We start from the raw sequence: 19,806 nt of genomic DNA on the forward strand, positions 1-19,806 counted from the left end.
TGTTTGTATTAGAAAAAAATTTCCCTCTATGGTTAGACTTCAATCACTCACTCATAAAATAACTTCTGTAAACAAATTAGTAATACCATTCGTCTAAATTGCATAAACAAATTACAGAAAAGGAAGCTTTATAGAAGTTTTTCAGGATAAATGGAGAAATAGGATACTGCAAGTGTATATTAATTATCAAAAAATTATGCGCTACTGTAAAACAATAGCAATTTCTTTTGTTGTGTTAGCTCTTTCTTACTGTTGGGCATCAGCCACACCTCAAGGCGCCTATCCTGATAAGTATGCAGCTATTGTTATAGATGCTACTACGGGAAAAACTCTATTTCAAGCCAATGCAACACTGAAACGTTATCCTGCTTCTTTAACAAAAATGATGACATTGTACTTACTCTTTGAAGCTATGCAGATGCGTCGTGTGACACCCAATACACCAATTCCTGTTTCACATTATGCAGCAATGCGTCCACCGACAAAAATTGGGTTTAAAGCAGGCCAAACAATTTCTGCAGAATCAGCAGCTAAAGCACTCATTACAAGATCTGCAAATGATGTTGCTGCTGCCATTGCAGAATATCTTGGAGGTAGTGAAAAAAAATTCGCTCAAATGATGACAGCAAAAGCTCATAAACTTGGCATGAAACATACACATTTCGCAAATGCTTCAGGACTTCCGGATGTGCGCAATTATTCTACAGCACGAGATATAGCGACTTTGTCCTTAGCTTTACGTAAACATTTTCCCAAACAATATAAATTGTTCAAAACAAAAAGTTTTAATTTCCGTGGACATAAAATTAACAGCCACAATAAACTTGTTAAAATAATGAAAGGTGTCGATGGAATTAAAACAGGATACACACAAATGTCAGGTTCTAATTTAGCAACTTCGATGCGTCTTGAGGGGCGCTCTATTGTCGCTGTTGTTATGGGAGGAAAATCATCTACTGCACGTGACGAGCATATGGCTAGCTTATTGAATCAATATTTGCCCAAAGCAAGCCAAATGAAAAGTGGTGAACGTTTAATAGCTTCTGTACGCTATCACTTACCCACTGGCGCCAATACTCCTATACCAACCATTAAAGATGATTTAAGTAATTTTGACGATGAAATTTCGACTATGTTGACAGCATTTGCAGAACAACCTGAAAACTCCAACATCGCAATAACGGCTGTAAATAAGGTAATTATACCAATACCGAACCCTCAAAAAACTATACCGGTTGAGACTCATAAAATTGTAACAGCCTCTTTGTCCGAAAATGCCGGATGGGCTATCCAAATAGGTTCTCTTCCTAGTGAAGAACAAGCAAAAACTCTACTTTTAAAAGCAAAAAATATAGCTTTTTCTACTTTAAAGCACGCATCTTCACATATGCAACTGTTTGAAAAGAATGGGCAGCGTTATTACCGGGCGCGCTTTACAGGGTTTCAATCAAAAAAAGCTGCATTTGATGCTTGTTCTACATTAAAGAAAGCAAATTTTAACTGCTATACTGTAGCCTACTAAAAAATTTTGAATTCTGCGTTAAGGATAGTATTATGACAGATAATGCTTTTGCTTCATTCCATAAAAAAGAAATTTTATTGAAGCAATCATCCCTCCTTTCATTGCGTTCTCTTCACGATGCTGCTGCAAAACTTACTGGTTTAAAATATAATTCGACTGCATTAGATACACAATCTCTTGTTAACCTTCTCATTTGCCAAACAATGCGCAACCGTCGTCTCATAATGCCTCCTGTACGCATTCATTTACGCGTTGCGAGCCAAACTGGTAATGTGCCTATTAAAATCCGTCTAGGAGCAACAAATATTTAATTCTACAGACCATCTCTAAAAAACTATTTTATTATTAACCATTATCTATAGCCTTAGAAAACCCTTTGATAAACATACTTTTTTCTTAAATTGTGGAATTGTTTTGACAGCTTTTCCAACTATCCAATATCTCCAAGCTTTCAATAAAACCATTGTTAAGAACATAAAAAACATCCAATATTTTTCCACTTTTGGATTTAATATAAAAAATTATCCTTGATATCTTTTTGGAAAAATGAATAGCTTCATTCGATGAAAGCTTATCATTTTAGGAATTATTCTAAACGTTCAATAAAGAAAGTCCCTCTTACTAATGCTCCCCTGACAACATAAACGCTGTAAAAAATAATCTCACTCCTCTTACTTGCATTTCTTTCAACAGACAAAGCAAATTGAAAAATAAAAATACTACCGATGAAAAAACGTAAAAGAAATTATCAGATTAAATATTATGATAACGATTTCCATAAGATTTTAATTTATAATTATAATTTATTTTTTGCATATTGAATAAGAGATTTTCGTAAAATTCTCTTATTTTCCTTCTTATATTGAATCAGTCAAAATCGTCCGCCTGCTCATCACGAGAAAGATTGGCATATAAACTATTTAAAAAAGGAATCAAATATCCCTTATGAATTATTTCAAGTACGAGGATCTTTTGTAACATTGAACGTTGAAAAAAGGATGATAGTGCTGGTTTTCTCCCTTTATAAATAAAGATGCTAATACTCTATAGATTTTATACCATTCATGGAATGACTTACATTATACTACTCATATTCAAGATGCTGATTTATAAAGATAATTCATTATTTTGCATGTTAGATGATAATCTCGAATATCGTAAGATTCTCTCATTTGAAACTTGTTTATGTTGAATTAATAAAAACCGTTCTCTTGCATGTTATGGGCGAGATTAGTGTGTGGCGTAAAACTGTACCCAAAATACTCAAAATACCTATAATGAACCATTTCAAATGCTAAGGGCTTTGATCCCTGTACGGGGGGCTTGGCAAAGTGTGCAATCATGCCCAGCGTACTCTTTTTATTAAGCATAAAGATGGGACAGCTCAATGGATTTACCGTTATTATATCATTCACGGGTGCCATCGCGAAATGAGCTTAGGAGCATTGAGAGATATTTTTTAAACGAACTCACGAACAAGTAACACGATAATGTTCTATTGTGTGCATTCTATTCTCATGAAAATTTTTATAAATATTTCCTAATGTATACGTTATTATTTATTTTAATTTTTTTGTCGGTACAGAATTTATAAATAAAAAAGATATTCCCAATATATCTTTAATTATTGTAAATTAGTGTTTCTTTTCAAGATATTTTTTACCATATAGGTAGCAAAAAACTTCACTTTTAAAAAATTAAAATCTTTAAAAATCTCTCTTTATCATAATTATTCAGATTTAAAATAAATTTTCCTTGGATACTCAGGTATAATCTTCCATTACTTAAAAGATATGGCTATGGAAACTTTTTAAAACCATAAAACCCAGCTAAAAAATAATGGTAAATTGATCACTAATTTTACTTTACGCTTTTTTATTTTTTCCATTTTAGGACAAATCAAACATATATCAACAATACACTCTCTCCAAACTTGCATCAACAGCTACTATTCGTTAAGAAAGCACTGAGCCATCTCAAATTTATTTTAAGCATGCTGCTGAATTAATTTGGAGTTTTGATTTATAAGGAACAAAAAACATAAGCTTTATCAGGAAATACGATTCTTCTCCAAAACGTCCAGTTATGGATTGAAAAATGTTCTAGCTCTTAACAAGATATTGCATTGACTGCAAGACCACCTTTACTTGTCTCTTTATAGCGTTCACTCATATCATGACCAGTCTGGCGCATTGTTTCTATACAAGCATCAAGAGAAACAAAATGATCTCCATTACCATATAATGCAAGAGAAGAAGCCGTTACCGCCTTAACAGCTCCCATTGCATTACGCTCAATACAAGGAACTTGTACAAGACCTGCAACAGGATCACATGTCATTCCCAAATGATGTTCAAGCGCAATTTCTGCCGCATTTTCAATTTGAGCTGGTGTTCCACCTAATGCTGCGGTCAACCCTGCTGCGGCCATTGAAGATGCCGTTCCAACTTCACCTTGACACCCAACTTCTGCACCAGAAATAGAGGCATTATGTTTGATAACACCGCCTATAGCTGCTGCCGTTAATAGAAAATTATGTATTCCCTCTCGATCTGAATCATCATTAAATTGAAGATAATAACGCAAAACGGCTGGGACAACACCAGCTGCGCCATTTGTTGGTGCTGTAACAACACGACCACCTGCTGCATTTTCCTCATTGACTGCTATAGCATATACCGAAAGCCAATCATTTGCCCAAAGTGGATAATTGTGATTTTTCCTTTGATTTTCCAAAAGCGTTTCATGCAGCTTTTTAGCACGCCTTAGAACACGCAATCCACCAGGCAACTCACCTTCTTGTGAAAGACCTCTATCAATGCAATTTGTCATCGCTGAAAAAATTTCATCAAGCCCTACATCAAGAGAAGAACGCTCTATCTTTGTTTCTTCATTTAAGCGCTTCATTTCAGCAATTGAAAGTCCTGATTTTTCTGCCATTGATAACATTGTACAAGCAGAATCGAATGGATATGGTACCTCAAATGCTTCTGGTTGTATATTATCATTCATATGGCTTAATTCATCCTCAGTCACAACAAAGCCACCACCGATAGAATAATAAATCTGCCGCAACAGAACATTCCCATCAGTATTAAGTCCTTCAAAGGCTAGTCCATTTGTATGTCCAGGGAGGATTTGCTTTCGTTCAAAAATAAGATCACATTGCACATCAAACTGATAAGCGGGATGGCCTTCTGGTTGTACTTTTTTTTCACGTATAACTTTTTCTAACAGAAACCCCATGCTATCAGGATCAACAGTAGAAGCTTTTTCTCCTAAAAGTCCTAATATGATAGCCCTATCTGTTGCATGACCAATACCCGTGAAAGCTAAAGAACCATAAAGATAAACACGTATACGAGAAACTTGAATATCAGACGACTGAGAAAAATCTCCTATCTTTTGCAAAAACATATTAGCAGCTGTCATCGGTCCCATCGTATGTGAGCTAGAAGGACCAATCCCAATTTTAAAAAGTTCAAAAACAGATAGAAACACGTATCACCTCAAAACTATAGTACAGCTTGAGCATATATGCTTTTTCATAACGTTTCTCCCGTTTAAAATCAAATTGCGAGATAAACTAAAAAAATAACAGCAATAAACACGAATGTCGCTCGTCTTGCTACCACCCAACACTTTCTTTCTATAGTGTTTTCCATTAGCCAACCTTCAAAACGGGCAATGCCCCTAGAGTCACCACTCCTAATGTTCCAAGCGTAGTAAAATAAGTGTTAATATGCAATATTAAAATTCAATAAGGATGAGAAATCTTATCGGAAATATTTTTCATAATGCACTAAGTTCTTCAAAACGTATGCTTAATTGTATGAAATATTTTATGGGTATGTTTCAATGAAACGTACAAAGTTTTCTAACGATTCTCGTTCTGTCTCAAACTTGTTTTCTGGAGCACTCATATCGCGATAACCAAGTGCCATACCACAGATAATATGGCGATCAGAAGGAATAGATAAAAGCGTACGAATCTGTTTATGATAATCAGCAAAAGCAGCTTGAGGACAGGTATCTAATCCAAATCCACGTGCAGCTAACATAATGGTCTGCATAAACATACCCAAATCAAGCCAACTCCCCATTTCCATGTCGTGATCCATTGTAAATAAGAGTCCTACAGGTGCATCAAAAAATAAAAAATTTCGCGCCTTTTGATGAAGTATTTTTTCTTTATCTCCTTTTTGAATTCCAAGACTCTGATAAAGATCCAAACCAACTTTTCGACGCCTTGAAATATAAGGCTCACGCCACTGACGTGGATAATAACTATATTCACGCTCTCCTTTTACACCTGAAAGCACAAGTTGTGAAAGCTCTTGCCCTACTTTCTGTAATACACTTCCTGTAAGCACAATCACTTGCCATGGCTGAATATTTGTTCCAGATGGTGCACGTGCTGCAAGTTTTAAGATTTCTTTGATTGTTTCCAAACTAACTGGCTGATCAGTAAAAGCGCGAATTGACTTTCGTGACAAAATAGATTGAAAAACACTCATAGGAGAAACTGTCATTGTTTTTACTTTCTTTATGAAAAATAATTTTTTCTTATCAAGGACAATATACTGCGAAAATACCTTTGCAGCTTTTTCAAACACTCTATTTCTTTAAATGACTTACACATTTCACGCAGTGTTAAATATCCCCCTTAGAGATAGTATAACCTATCCCTTTTAAGAGAAAGAAAATTGTCTAAAAGTAGACAAAATAAATTTTATAATCAATGACTAACCCCCAACTCCGCTAAGCTCTCAAAAAAACTCTCCTCAATTCTTTCTAAATCCTGTAGAAGATCATCAACATCATGCTGCATCTGCTTTAAATCAGCTCGTTTTTTATGAATTCCTGCAATTAATTTCTTAAGCTTTTTCTCATCATCTGGTGGTTTTCCAACTATTGTCAACATATCAGATATTTCAGACAACGAAAATTTAACTCTTTTAGCACGCAGTATTTGCTTTAACTTATGACGATCCGTTTGTGTATAAAGCCGTGTACTTCCACGCCGAAAAGGACTAAGAAGTCCCTCTTCTTCATAATAACGCAAAGTTCGAGCTGTTATTGAAAACTCACGTGTTAATTTTCCAATTGAATAATATTCGTACATTTTATCATTCTGTCTGCATAGATCACATTGTTATAAGAAATGTGTCTATTTTTTATAAAAAACTTAGTAAGCATCCTAATCTCTACTTTCCTGCATTCTAATTTATAAGAAAATACATTCTTATCATACAAGCATTGTATAGTAGAGAATCAATTATTTTTTAGATTACAGAAAAGACTATTGACCTTTCATGATAAGTCCTTTTAAATCTTTATAGAAGATATCAATCAAAAATTTTCCTAAAATTCAAAATCAATCATTATTTGATTTGTAGATAATCACTCTTTTCCTTGAATATGGCTTTTGAGTTTTACATATTTTGGAAAAATTCTATACTGCTTTTAGAAATTAAGAAACTTTAAAATAAAGTAACAAAAAAGATAAACATCATTACAAAATAATAAGCTACTAAAGACGTTCCAAATAACTGTCGCCTTATAATTTTTGACATTTTCAAGAAAATACGCAACTTCTGCATTTTGAGATAAAAAAACGTCTGAACTTTCTATTCAGACGTTTTTATATTATGTGATGTTGTATTTAAATTATTCAGCAACGGCCCCGGTTGTCATATTTGTCAACATAGCCTTAGCCACTTCGTTATTACTAGACTTACGCTGCTCATCTACAATCAAATCATCACGAACCGCAGCAATACGACGGATTTGAGAAATCGTACCGCCTGTACCTGCTGGAATAAGACGACCGACAATAACGTTCTCTTTAAGTCCTTGCAAAGTATCAATTTTACCAGAAACTGCTGCTTCAGTAAGAACACGTGTTGTTTCCTGAAACGATGCCGCCGAAATGAAAGAAGGCGTTTGAAGAGAAGCTTTTGTAATTCCAAGAAGAATGGGATTACCAGATGCTGGTTTCTTCCCTTCTGCAATCAAATTATCATTGATTTCATCAAGTTCAATACGATCAACATTATCACCTGGAATATAACCAGAATCTCCAGATTCAGTAATTTCAACTTTTTGCAACATTTGACGAACAATCACTTCAATGTGCTTATCATTAATAAGAACTCCCTGTAAACGATAAACCTCCTGAATCTCATTAACAAGATAAGATGCCAAAGCTTCAACCCCCTTAATCGCCAAGATATCATGAGGTGCTGGATTACCATCAAGGATATAATCTCCCTTTTCAATTTGATCGCCTTCTTGGAAATGAAACAACTTACCTTTTGGAATCAAATATTCTACTGCCTCAAGAGTTTCATCATTTGGTTCAATAATGATACGACGTTTATTCTTATAACCACGGCCGAATCGAATCGTGCCACTTACTTCAGCAATAATCGCATGATCCTTTGGACGACGCGCTTCAAAAAGCTCAGCCACACGTGGTAAACCACCCGTAATATCTTTCGTCTTGGCACTTTCCATTGGCAAGCGAGCAATAACATCACCAGCCTTAACATGAGCACCAAGCTCAACAGAAAGAATAGTTTCCACTGACATCATATAACGGGCTTCACCTCCCTTATACAATTTAGCAATGGATTCACCTTCTTTATCTGTGTGAATAATAATGGCTGGTTTAAGATCCGCACCACGTGGATTAGCGCGCCAATCAATCACCAAACGCTTCGTAATACCCGTAGATTCATCAGCTGTTTCAGTGACAGATAAACCATCAATCATATCTTCAAAACCCACATAACCTTCAACTTCCGTTAAAATTGGACGTGTATAAGGATCCCATTCTGCTATACGTTGGCCACGTTTAACCACATCACCATCATCAACAAAAATATGAGCACCATAGCTAACACGATGTACAACGCGCTCTTTTCCTAACTCATCCTTGATAAGGATAGCCATATTACGCCCCATAACAACCAACTGGCCTTCAGAGTTACGAACCACATTACGATTACGAATCTCCACCTTACCTTCATAAGATGCCTCTAAATACGATGAATCAACAACCTGCGCAGTTCCTCCTAAGTGGAAAGTACGCATAGTAAGCTGTGTTCCCGGCTCACCAATGGATTGAGCAGCAATAACACCAACGGCTTCTCCCTGATTAACAGGTGTTCCACGCGCCAAATCACGACCATAGCATTTTGCACAAACACCAAGACGTGTTTCACATGTTAAAGCAGAGCGAATTTGAACAGATTGAATCCCAGCTGCTTCAATCTTCGCGACATCAGCTTCCTCAATCATTGCTCCACCTTCAAGGATAACCTCTCCAGAGACAGGATGTAGAATATCAACAAGCGCTGTACGACCAAGAATTCTTTGCCCAATGGAGGCAACAATTTGTCCTGCATCAACAATCGGCTGCATGGTAAGCCCTTTTGCGGTACCACAATCAACTGCTGAAATAATAGCATCCTGTGCAACATCAACAAGACGCCGTGTTAAATAACCAGAGTTCGCCGTCTTTAACGCAGTATCAGCAAGTCCTTTACGTGCACCATGCGTGGAATTGAAGTACTCATTAACAGTTAGACCTTCTTTAAAATTTGAAATAATGGGCGTTTCAATAATTTCACCCGATGGTTTTGCCATTAATCCACGCATACCGGCCAATTGTCTCATCTGGTTAGCAGAACCACGAGCACCAGAGTGCGACATCATATAGATCGAATTCATCGGCCGTTGACGACCTGTTTTAGGATCAAAATCGACGGCTTGAATACGTTTCATCATTTCATCTGCAACGCGATCTGTACATTTACCCCAAGCATCTACAACCTTATTGTATTTTTCACCTTGTGTAATCAAACCATCATTATATTGCTGTTCGTACTCCTTAGCCAAAGCTTCTGTTTCTGCAACTAAACGAGACTTACTATCAGGAATAACCATATCATCCTTACCGAATGAAATTCCTGCACGACAAGCATAAGAAAAGCCAAGCTGCATAATACGGTCACAAAAAATAACCGTCTCTTTTTGTCCACAGTGCCGATAAACATGATCAATCATTTTAGAAATATTCTTTTTCGTCATCTCTTGATTGACAATATCAAATGAGATATCCGCACTTCTTGGCAAAAGCTCACCGATAATCAAACGACCAGGTGTCGTATCATAAAGTTTAGAAACTTCTTTTCCATCCTTCCCAATATTCTTAACACGGCCTTTAATCTTCGTATGAAGCGTTACAACCTTATTTTCCAAGGCATAATGAAGCTCACCTATATCAGAAAAGGCCATTCCTTCACCTGGTTCTTTTTCAGAAACAATTGAAAGATAATAAAGACCAAGAACCATATCCTGTGAGGGAACAATAATGGGAGCACCATTGGCCGGATGAAGAATATTATTGGTGGACATCATCAAAACACGGGCTTCAAGCTGTGCTTCAAGAGAAAGCGGAACGTGAACCGCCATCTGATCACCATCAAAATCTGCATTAAAAGCAGTACACACCAGTGGATGAAGTTGAATAGCTTTGCCTTCAATTAAGATAGGTTCAAAAGCCTGAATCCCCAAACGGTGCAATGTTGGCGCACGGTTGAGTAAAACAGGGTGTTCACGAATAACCTCATCCAAGATATCCCAAACTTCTGGATGTTCTTTTTCAACAAGCTTCTTTGCCTGCTTTACCGTTGATGAATAGCCTTTTGCATCAAGCCGCGCATAAATAAAAGGCTTAAATAATTCAAGAGCCATTTTTTTAGGAAGACCACATTGATGCAATTTTAATTCAGGACCCGTCACGATAACAGAACGCCCCGAGTAATCAACTCGCTTCCCAAGTAAGTTCTGACGAAACCGTCCTTGCTTGCCCTTCAACATATCTGATAGAGACTTGAGAGGACGTTTATTGGCTCCAGTAATCACACGCCCACGCCGTCCATTATCAAACAATGCATCAACAGCTTCTTGTACCATACGCTTTTCATTGCGCACGATAATTCCAGGAGCACGCAATTCAATCAGCCGTTTCAAGCGGTTATTACGATTAATAACACGCCGATAAAGATCATTCAGATCTGATGTCGCAAAACGCCCACCATCAAGCGGAACCAATGGACGCAAATCCGGTGGAATAACCGGAATTGTTTTCATTATCATCCACTCTGGCTTATTTCCAGATTCAAGAAAATTTTCAACGATTTTAAGTCGTTTAATCAATTTTTTCTGCTTTAACTCTGAAGTTGTTTCAGCTAATTCGAGACGCAAATCATTAGCGATTTTATCTAACTCCATACTAGCTAAAAGCTCGTAAATAGCTTCAGCGCCAATCATAGCTGTAAATTGATCTTCTCCGAACTCATCAATAGCAAGCATATATTCTTCTTCAGAAAGAAGCTGATGGAGCTTAAGAGATGTCAACCCTGGTTCGGTTACAATATAATTCTCAAAATAAAGAACCCGCTCAATATCTTTTAAAGTTAAATCTAAAAGTGTAGAAATACGACCTGGTAATGATTTAAGAAACCATATATGTGCAACAGGTGCCGCAAGTTCAATATGCCCCATACGCTCACGACGTACGCGCGAAAGAGTAACCTCTACACCGCATTTTTCACAAATAATGCCCTTATACTTCATGCGTTTATATTTGCCACATAGACACTCATAGTCCTTAATAGGGCCAAATATACGTGCACAAAAAAGACCATCACGTTCTGGTTTAAAAGTCCGATAATTAATAGTCTCAGGCTTCTTAATCTCACCATACGACCAGGACAAAATTTTCTCAGGACTCGCAATAGAAATACGAATAGAGTCAAATGTCTGCGCTGGCGCTTGAGGATTGAAAAGATTCATGACCTCGTGGTTCATGCTGTTCTCCTTCAAAGATTCTTAGAACCTGTTGTAATATCTCATTTATTTTATAACAGATCTTCTTTAAAAGACATTTACTTTTAAAAACGACCTGTATAGCCTTAATAAGGTTATTGAGCCTCTTAAAGTAATAAGAGCGCAGCCTTTTTCCAGTGCGCTCCTTGAATTATTACTCTGCCGTATCAGACAATGCCCGCTGTGCAATAAGTTCACGCGCATCATCAAGCTCCACATTAAGAGCAAGTGAGCGCATTTCTTTTACCAACACATTAAAGCTTTCGGGTATCCCTGCCTCAAATGTATCATCACCACGCACAATTGCCTCATAGACTTTTGTCCGCCCAGCCACATCATCTGATTTTACTGTTAGCATCTCCTGCAAAGTGTATGCAGCACCATAAGCTTCAAGTGCCCATACCTCCATTTCACCAAAACGCTGACCACCAAACTGTGCCTTACCTCCTAATGGCTGCTGCGTCACAAGTGAATAGGGACCTATAGAACGTGCATGAATCTTATCATCAACAAGGTGATGCAATTTCAACATGTAAATATATCCCACCGTTACTGGACGATCAAAAGGCTCCCCAGTACGACCATCATAAAGCGTAACCTGCCCTGAACTATCTAAGCCTGCGTCTTCCAGCATCATGTTAATATCAGACTCATGTGCTCCATCAAAAACAGGCGTTGCAATTGAAACCCCTTTTTTCATCTGTAATGCCAATTTGTAGAGGCTTTCATTATCATACTGACGGACTGGTTCATTATGATTATCATCAGGCATAAGATTTTCAATACGCTGACGCAGCGGCAATATATCCCCAGTCTCTTGATACAACTCTAACAAATCACCAATCTTCTTGCCCATCCCCGCACATGCCCAACCAAGGTGCGTCTCAAGAATTTGTCCAACATTCATACGACTAGGCACACCAAGCGGATTCAAGACGATATCAGCATGGGTCCCATCTTCAAGAAATGGCATATCTTCTACGGGAAGAATACGTGAAACAACACCCTTATTTCCGTGACGTCCCGCCATCTTATCACCTGGTTGGATTTTGCGCTTCACAGCCACAAAAACCTTCACCATTTTCATGACACCAGGAGGCATTTCATCACCTCTTTGGACCTTTTCAACTTTATCCATAAAGCGACGTTGTAATGCTTCCTTTGATTCATCATATTGCTTGCGCAAAGCTTCAATTTCATTTTGAAGTTTTTCATCCTCAACAGCAAATTGCCACCACTGGGATCGTGGATAATGCCCCATCACTGTACTATCAAGCTTTTTGCTGCCCGAAAAGCCTTTCGGACCTTCTACAGCAACTTTACCTGTCAACATATCGGTGAGGCGCGAATAAACATTGCGATCAAGAATAGACTGTTCATCATCACGGTCTTTTGCTAAACGCTCAATTTCTTCACGCTCAATTGCCATCGCACGTTCATCTTTTTCCACGCCATGGCGATTAAAAACGCGAACTTCAACAACAGTACCAAAAGTCCCAGGAGGCATACGCATAGAAGTATCACGAACATCGGATGCCTTTTCCCCAAAAATCGCACGCAGAAGCTTTTCTTCCGGCGTCATGGGACTTTCACCTTTTGGTGTAATCTTTCCAACTAAAATATCACCCGGTTGAACTTCAGCACCAATATAAATAATGCCAGCTTCATCAAGATTTCTTAACGCTTCTTCCGCAACATTAGGAATGTCGCGCGTAATTTCCTCAGGCCCAAGTTTTGTATCGCGTGCCGCAACTTCAAATTCCTCAATATGAATTGAAGTAAACACATCATCAGCAACAATGCGCTCGGATAACAAAATAGAATCTTCATAATTGTATCCATTCCAAGGCATAAAGGCTACGAGAACATTCCGCCCAAGAGCCAAATCACCAAGATCCGTGGATGGACCATCTGCAATGATATCACCTTTTTCTACCCTATCACCAACATTTACAAGAGGACGCTGATTAATACAAGTGGACTGATTAGAACGCTGAAATTTCTGTAAGCGGTAAATATCAACGCCTGATTTTGAAGGATCTAAATCTTCTGTTGCACGGATAACAATACGGGTAGCATCAACTTGATCAACAACACCACTACGTTTTGCACTCACAGCAGCTCCTGAATCGCGCGCAACTATGGATTCCATTCCCGTCCCAACAAATGGTGCTTCAGCGCGTACAAGAGGAACTGCCTGACGCTGCATGTTTGATCCCATAAGTGCACGATTCGCATCATCATTTTCCAAAAAAGGAATAAGCGCTGCTGCAACTGAAACCAACTGTTTTGGTGAAACATCCATCAAATCAACATGATCACGCGGCGCCATTAAAACTTCACCAGCATGACGGCAAACAACAAACTCTTCTATAAAACGACCTTCGCTATCTAATGAAGAATTAGCCTGAGCGACATAATGCTTTGCTTCTTCCATCGCTGAAAGATAAATAACTTCTTTTGTAACTTTTCCATCAATAATTTTTCGATATGGACTTTCAATAAAGCCATATTTGTTAACTCGCGCAAATGTTGCTAAGGAGTTGATTAGACCAATATTAGGGCCTTCTGGTGTTTCAATCGGACAAATACGACCATAATGCGTAGGATGTACGTCACGGACTTCAAAACCCGCACGTTCACGAGTCAAACCGCCTGGACCAAGAGCAGAAAGACGACGCTTATGGGTAATTTCCGACAATGGATTGGTTTGATCCATAAACTGCGACAATTGTGAAGACCCAAAAAACTCACGAACTGCTGCTGCAGCAGGCTTTGCATTGATCAAATCCTGTGGCATAACTGTATCAATTTCAACCGATGACATACGCTCTTTTATCGCACGCTCCATACGAAGAAGACCAATGCGATATTGATTTTCCATCAACTCCCCAACGGAACGAACGCGACGGTTGCCAAGATTATCAATATCATCAATTTCACCACGTCCATCACGCAATTCAACCAACATCTTAACAACAGCAAGAATATCCTCTTGGCGTAAAATGCGAACTGTGTCTGGACAATCAAGATCCATACGCAAATTCATCTTAACACGCCCAACAGCAGAAAGATCATAACGCTCTGGATCAAAAAACAATGAATGGAACATTGCTTCTGCTGTATCGATTGTTGGAGGCTCACCTGGACGCATTACTCGGTAAATATCAAATAACGCATCCTGCCGACTTTCATTTTTATCCACCTTCAAAGTATTGCGGATGTAAGCGCCAATATTCATGTGATCAATATCAAGAATATTGATTTGATCAGCACTAACATCAAGCAAAATTTTTAATACTTTTTCGTCAATTTCATCACCAGCCTCAAGGTAGATTTCACCTGTTTCGTAATTGACGATATCTTCGGCTAGATAACAACCTAATAAATCATCTTCACTAACTTTAACCGCTTTGAGTCCTTTTTCTGCCAAAGACTTCGCAGTACGAACTGTTAATTTTTTACCAGCCTCCGCAACGACTTCACCACTATCTGCATCTATAAGGTCAGAAATGAGCTTCATTCCTTTAAAGCGATCAACAGAATAAGGAACTCGCCATCCTTCTCCATCACGCTCATAAGTCACTTTATCATAAAACGTTGATAAAATATCTGACGCATCCATACCTAATGCCATCAAAAGACTTGTAACAGGAATTTTGCGCCGTCGATCAATACGCGCATAAACGATGTCCTTAGCATCAAACTCAATATCAAGCCAAGAACCACGATACGGAATAACACGAGCAGCAAAAAGAAGCTTTCCTGATGAATGGGACTTTCCTTTATCATGGTCAAAAAAGACACCAGGAGAACGATGCATCTGAGAAACAATAACACGCTCCGTACCATTAACAACAAAGGTACCATTCGTCGTCATTAAAGGCATATCGCCCATATAAACGCCTTGCTCTTTAATGTCTTTGATATCTTTGGAGCCAGTATCCTCATCAACATCAAAAACAATCAAACGCAATATGACCTTTAATGGGGCAGCATAAGTTAAATCACGTTGACGGCACTCTTCAACATCAAATTTTGGTAAATCAAATTCATAACCTACAAACTCAAGCATAGCTGTACCGGAAAAATCTGAAATAGGAAAAACAGATTTAAAAACAGCTTGCAAACCTTCATCTGGTCGTCCACCTTTCGGTTCCTCAACCATGAGAAACTGATCGTATGACGCTTTTTGAACCTCAATAAGATTCGGCATTTCTGCTACTTCAGGAATCTTACCAAAAAATTTGCGTACGCGCTTACGACCATTGAATTGAGACATCATTGCGTGAGTCTGAGCCATCGTCGCTCCTTGATCTTTACTCTTCAAGGTAGACCAACCTTGAAAGCCTTATATCATTAACCTGCATATGCAGACCAGTTCACTTGACACTCAATAATGAGCATCATTAACTTTCCCCACCAACATAAGCCATTTATCTTTTTGACTCTATGATGAAGGAGTAAGTAATCTAAACCTATCCCATTCCTGTTACGAAACCATTAGGAAAAGGTTTTTTACTCATTATTTTCCCTCTTTGTATTAAGAGAAAGAAATCGGCGAACATAAATGCCCGCCGATAAAATTAAATTTACTTAAGTTCCACTTTAGCACCAGCAGCTTCAAGTTGAGATTTAATTTTTTCTGCTTCTTCTTTAGAAGCAGCCTCTTTAATAGGCTTAGGTGCACCTTCAACCAGATCTTTAGCTTCTTTAAGACCAAGTCCAGTAAGAGCACGAACTTCCTTAATAACATTAATTTTTTGTGCGCCACCTTCAACAAGAATAACATCAAATTCTGTTTTTTCTTCAGCAGCTGGAGCAGCAGCACCAGCAACAGCAGCGACAGCTACAGGAGCAGCAGCCGAAACTCCCCACTTTTCTTCAAGTAACTTAGAAAGCTCAGCGGCTTCCAAAAGGGTTAGATTAGAAAGGTCTTCTACGATCTTCTCTAGATCAGCCATTTTTAAATTCCTTCAATTAAAAGATTTGAACCATTATTAAATTTTATCCAAAAAAACAGAAAAGCATTAAAGCTCTTCCATAAACGTGAATACAAACAGCCTTAAGCCGCCTTATCCTCCTGAGCATATGCTCCAATGACACGTGCAACCTGACCAGCAGGGGCATTAACAACCTGTGCAATACGGGTCGCAGGGGTAGAAATCATACCCACAAGTTTTGCACGCAACTCGTTTAATGAAGGCAATGAAGCCAATGACTTCACAGCATCTACAGTTAAACTTGTTGCACCCATTGAACCGCCAAGTATGACAAATTTGTCATTGCTTTTCGCAAAATCAACAGCAACTTTCGGTGCTGTGATTGGATCTTCTGAATAAGCAATAAGTGTTTGTCCAGTAAACAAACCCACTATCGATTCAGATTCCGTGCCCTGAAGAGCGATTTTAGCAAGACGGTTTTTGGCGACTTTAACGGCACCGCCAGCTTCACCCATTTTCGAACGCAGATCATTCATCTGTGAAACTGTCAGACCGGAATAATGTGCAACAACAACAGAACCAGACTTCCGAAAAGCCTCGTTAAGCCATGTAACAAATTCGCGTTTTTCCGCTCTATTCACTGTCTCTCTCCATTTAACAGATTTACTTAAAACAAACCTGTTGGTTACCTTTGATAACATAAAATACTTCATGTCACCGATGAGGATCCTGTCCCCTTTTTCACGCACAGCGTTCAAAGGCAACCTTGGCTCAAACCCTTTAAGTCTTTTAACTCTCAGTTTTTACCCCAGTCTCATGCAGGTTTTTTTTGATTAAGATACTTAAAAGTATCACCTACAATCTCGGACAGGATATTCCGGAATTTCTCCCGGCACAACCTAAGCCCTATAAAGCTTAGATAGCTAAATGCTGATCAAAACCAGCACTTTAAAATACAATTTTGATATTCCCATACCCCAAAAAACAAAATCATAAATCAGCTTACATTAACTCTGAACGAACCGTTGCTGGATCAACTTTAACACCAATTCCCATAGTCGACGAAACAGCAACGCGTTTAATATATTCACCTTTTGCACCTTGCGGTTTGGCTTTAATAACTGCACTTGCAAAGGCTTTTATATTTTCTACGATTTTTTCAACACCAAAAGAAGCCTTACCAATACCAGCATGCACAATACCAGCTTTTTCCACACGAAACTCAACAGCACCACCTTTAGAAGCTTTGACAGCACCGGCGATATCAAGTGTTACAGTACCAACCTTCGGATTTGGCATCAAACTCCGTGGACCAAGAATCTTACCAAGACGACCAACAAGAGGCATCATGTCTGGCGTTGCAATACAACGATCAAAGTCTATAGTCCCTCTATTAACGCTTTCAAATAAATCTTCGGCACCCACAATATCAGCTCCTGCCGCCTTAGCTTCCTCAGCCTTATCCCCACGAGCAAAAACGGCAACACGAATATTTCTCCCTGTCCCATTAGGCAAATGAGCAACGCCTCGAACCATTTGATCAGCATGACGAGGATCAACACCCAAGTTCATTGAAATTTCGATTGTTTCATCAAACTTAGCAACAGCACGCTCCTTAACCATTGAAACGGCATCTTTTAAAGCGTAAAGTTCATTAAAATCAATATCTTTTCGGATATTTTTTATTCTTTTTGCTACTTTTGCCATAATATTAGCCCACCACTTCCAAGCCCATCGAGCGAGCAGAACCTTCAACCATACGCATTGCTGCCTCAATGTCATTCGCATTAAGATCTTTCATCTTTGATTCCGCAATCGAACGAATTTTATCGCGAGAAATGCTTCCTACAGACACTTTACCAGGCTCTTTTGAGCCAGATTTCAGGTTTGCTTCCTTCTTTAAAAAGAATGATACAGGAGGCGTCTTGAGAGAAAATGTGAAAGACTTATCTTGATAATACGTAATAACAACTGGAATCGGTGCCCCCTTTTCCATTTCTTGTGTAGCTGCATTAAACGCCTTACAAAACTCCATGATATTAATACCACGCTGCCCAAGAGCTGGACCAATCGGTGGAGATGGAGTAGCAGCTCCTGCAGGAACCTGCAACTTAAGCTGACCTATACTTTTTTTTGCCATAACAATCTGCCTTTAATTTCACTGGTATACTGACAATTCACCTTGCCCGTTACCCGCTGCAGTCACGTGGTTCGGATCATTAAGCCGACAAAAGCTATAAATCACCTCCCACTCCTTCCTTAAAGTAATTAAAACTACTCTAAGTTTAATCAGAGTTTTTCAACCTGACCAAATTCCAAATCAACAGGCGTAGGACGCCCAAAAATAAGCACTTCAACCTTAAGACGAGAGCGCTCTTCTTCAACCTCTTGAACAATTCCATTAAACGAAACAAAAGGACCATCAGCAACGCGAACTTGCTCTCCAACCTCAAACAATACAGAGGACTTTGGAGACTCAACCCTTTCCTGAACTTGTTTGAGAATTTGCTCAACCTCTCGATCAGAAATTGGAACAGGACGCGCATCCGATCCTAAAAAACCTGTCACTTTAGGCGTATTCTTAATAAGATGATAAACTTCATCTGTTAACTCAGCACGAACAAGAACATAACCAGGAAAAAATTTTCGCTCAGTATCAACTTTGCGTCCACGACGAACCTCTACAACACGCTCTGTTGGAACAAAAATCTTTTCAAAAAGATGATCAAGTCCCTTTTGCTTTGCCTCCTTATCAATAGCTTCCGCTACTTTCTTTTCAAAATTTGAATATGCCTGAACAATATACCAACGAGCTGCCACAGTCACACTTCCTTACATTCTCAACTAAAAAGATATTTCAGAAGATCAATAACCCGCCAAACACCAAAATGCATAACCTGATCCACAATAAAAAAGAAAGCTGAAGCCAATGCAGTTACCAACAAAACCATAATAGTAGAAATAACCGTCTCACGACGTGTAGGCCATTTCACTTTAATTGTTTCTGCATAAACCTGCTTCAAAAAGGTAATCGGATTGGTTTTAGATGCCATCGTCACACTATACTCTCTCTAGTCCTATTGTGTTTTATAGAACAAAATAAACAGGAAAAAATGCAAAAGCCAACTTTCAGACTTATGCAACTTCCTTACTTTCTATTCAATACCGTTTCACACACAAAAAAACAAGCCCCATATCAAAAAAAGCGAAAAAGGCAGCAAAATCCACTCCCTTATATGTAAAATCCCCCCTTTGGCAGGGGCAGCAGGACTTGAACCCGCGACCTGCGGTTTTGGAGACCGCCGCTCTACCAACTGAGCTATACCCCTAACTCTCAAAACTAAAACACTTTTAACACCCCTTTAACAAGCATTATTTATTCAATGATCTTAGAGACGATACCGGCACCAACAGTACGACCACCTTCACGAATAGCAAAAC

General features: G+C 38.5%; 13 protein-coding genes, 1 tRNA gene and 1 pseudogene. 2 read left to right on the forward strand and 13 right to left on the reverse strand.

Features of this window, described 5'->3' with window-relative positions; translation table 11 throughout:
- Positions 1-172: 172 nt before the first annotated feature.
- Together ACFIK3_RS06930 and ACFIK3_RS06935 are read left to right on the forward strand one after the other, a co-directional pair.
- A complete protein-coding gene (locus ACFIK3_RS06930; RefSeq protein WP_375676446.1) occupies positions 173-1,522 on the forward strand; it encodes a D-alanyl-D-alanine carboxypeptidase in 1,350 nt (449 codons plus the stop codon).
- A 32-nt stretch (positions 1,523-1,554) separates the two neighbouring features.
- The gene (locus tag ACFIK3_RS06935; protein WP_273790659.1) at positions 1,555-1,833 is read left to right on the forward strand and encodes a hypothetical protein; all 279 of its coding nucleotides are present in this window, start codon (positions 1,555-1,557) and stop codon (positions 1,831-1,833) included.
- A gap of 1,798 nt (positions 1,834-3,631) precedes the next feature.
- Here the strand turns inward: ACFIK3_RS06935 and ACFIK3_RS06940 are convergent.
- From ACFIK3_RS06940 to ACFIK3_RS07000, 13 genes and pseudogenes are all read right to left on the reverse strand, one after another.
- Entirely contained in the window at positions 3,632-5,023 is a 1,392-nt protein-coding gene (locus ACFIK3_RS06940) for an L-serine ammonia-lyase (RefSeq protein ID WP_375631239.1), read from the reverse strand.
- A gap of 341 nt (positions 5,024-5,364) precedes the next feature.
- Entirely contained in the window at positions 5,365-6,054 is a 690-nt protein-coding gene (locus ACFIK3_RS06945) for a nitroreductase (RefSeq protein ID WP_375631245.1), read from the reverse strand.
- A gap of 206 nt (positions 6,055-6,260) precedes the next feature.
- Positions 6,261-6,647 carry a MerR family DNA-binding transcriptional regulator gene (locus ACFIK3_RS06950; protein WP_375631240.1) on the reverse strand — a complete coding sequence of 129 codons (387 nt, stop codon included), beginning with the start codon at positions 6,645-6,647 and terminating at the stop codon, positions 6,261-6,263.
- Positions 6,648-7,192: 545 nt separating this feature from the next.
- Positions 7,193-11,404: a DNA-directed RNA polymerase subunit beta' gene (gene rpoC, locus ACFIK3_RS06955; protein ID WP_375637731.1), complete on the reverse strand. Its 4,212-nt coding sequence runs from the start codon at positions 11,402-11,404 to the stop codon at positions 7,193-7,195.
- A gap of 172 nt (positions 11,405-11,576) precedes the next feature.
- Complete coding sequence (gene rpoB / locus ACFIK3_RS06960; protein ID WP_273790655.1) at positions 11,577-15,725, reverse strand: DNA-directed RNA polymerase subunit beta; 4,149 nt, start codon at positions 15,723-15,725, stop codon at positions 11,577-11,579.
- Positions 15,726-16,014: 289 nt separating this feature from the next.
- Positions 16,015-16,386, reverse strand: a complete 372-nt coding sequence (rplL, locus tag ACFIK3_RS06965) for a 50S ribosomal protein L7/L12 (RefSeq protein WP_273790654.1) — start codon at positions 16,384-16,386, stop codon at positions 16,015-16,017.
- Between the two features lie 101 nt (positions 16,387-16,487).
- The gene (gene rplJ / locus ACFIK3_RS06970) at positions 16,488-17,006 is read right to left on the reverse strand and encodes a 50S ribosomal protein L10 (RefSeq protein WP_012755027.1); all 519 of its coding nucleotides are present in this window, start codon (positions 17,004-17,006) and stop codon (positions 16,488-16,490) included.
- A gap of 361 nt (positions 17,007-17,367) precedes the next feature.
- Entirely contained in the window at positions 17,368-18,072 is a 705-nt protein-coding gene (gene rplA / locus ACFIK3_RS06975; protein WP_273790653.1) for a 50S ribosomal protein L1, read from the reverse strand.
- A 4-nt stretch (positions 18,073-18,076) separates the two neighbouring features.
- Positions 18,077-18,505 carry a 50S ribosomal protein L11 gene (gene rplK, locus ACFIK3_RS06980; RefSeq protein WP_273723157.1) on the reverse strand — a complete coding sequence of 143 codons (429 nt, stop codon included), beginning with the start codon at positions 18,503-18,505 and terminating at the stop codon, positions 18,077-18,079.
- A 149-nt stretch (positions 18,506-18,654) separates the two neighbouring features.
- Positions 18,655-19,185 carry a transcription termination/antitermination protein NusG gene (nusG, locus tag ACFIK3_RS06985; protein WP_273790740.1) on the reverse strand — a complete coding sequence of 177 codons (531 nt, stop codon included), beginning with the start codon at positions 19,183-19,185 and terminating at the stop codon, positions 18,655-18,657.
- A 20-nt stretch (positions 19,186-19,205) separates the two neighbouring features.
- Entirely contained in the window at positions 19,206-19,418 is a 213-nt protein-coding gene (secE, locus tag ACFIK3_RS06990) for a preprotein translocase subunit SecE (protein ID WP_273790652.1), read from the reverse strand.
- Between the two features lie 200 nt (positions 19,419-19,618).
- Positions 19,619-19,694: transfer RNA gene (locus ACFIK3_RS06995), tRNA-Trp, on the reverse strand.
- Between the two features lie 47 nt (positions 19,695-19,741).
- Positions 19,742-19,806, reverse strand: a pseudogene (locus ACFIK3_RS07000) (elongation factor Tu); the annotation flags it as partial.

Origin of the sequence: Bartonella sp. CB10SXKL (assembly GCF_042195515.1) — a bacterium.
Lineage (GTDB): Bacteria > Pseudomonadota > Alphaproteobacteria > Rhizobiales > Rhizobiaceae > Bartonella.